Origin of the sequence: Shimia sediminis (assembly GCF_003990645.1) — a bacterium.
Classification (GTDB): domain Bacteria; phylum Pseudomonadota; class Alphaproteobacteria; order Rhodobacterales; family Rhodobacteraceae; genus Shimia; species Shimia sediminis.
Window position 1 is genome coordinate 1 of record NZ_RYZK01000106.1, and the last position, 554, is coordinate 554.

Genomic DNA, 554 nt, shown 5'->3' on the forward strand with positions numbered 1-554 from the left:
GCTAGCGGATTTTGAAGGGTGGCTCGATCTGAGCGCTAAGCCCCGCGAAGCCGCTAACAGTGCTGCATACGGCCTAGGCCGTAACTGCACGCTGTTTGAGTCCTTGAGGCAGTGGGCTTACAAGGCGATACGGCAGGGGTGGCCAGAGTACGAGCGATGGCATGAAGCTGTGCTGACTCGCGCACGGGCCTATAACGATTTTGAAGCTCCGCTGCCCGAGAGCGAGGTACGAGCTACTGCAAAGAGTGTAGCCAAGTGGACGCATCAACACTTATCTCCGGCTGGATTTGCTGCTGTACAGTCTCAGAGAGGCCGCAGGAAGGGTGAAAAGCATCGAGATAACCTCATGCCTAAGGTAAGAGTAATGGTGACTCAGGGAGCTTCTCAGCGTGAAATTGCCCAGGCTGTGGGGCTGAGCCAAAAAACAATCAGTAACTGGATTAAGCGATAGGTGGACGATGTTTACGTATTTTCGCAGGAGAGCCCTCGTTGCTGGAGTGGCTGCTGAAATCAAGGCTCAATGCAAAAGCCAGGAGTTTGTTCGTCAGGTGTGC

At 54.2% G+C, this 554-nt stretch carries 1 protein-coding gene; it reads left to right on the plus strand.

Going from position 1 to position 554, the window contains the following annotated elements:
- Positions 1 to 28 precede the first annotated feature (28 nt).
- Positions 29 to 451, plus strand: a complete 423-nt coding sequence (locus tag EK369_RS22690) for a primase C-terminal domain-containing protein (protein ID WP_268920626.1) — start codon at positions 29 to 31, stop codon at positions 449 to 451.
- Positions 452 to 554 lie beyond the last annotated feature (103 nt).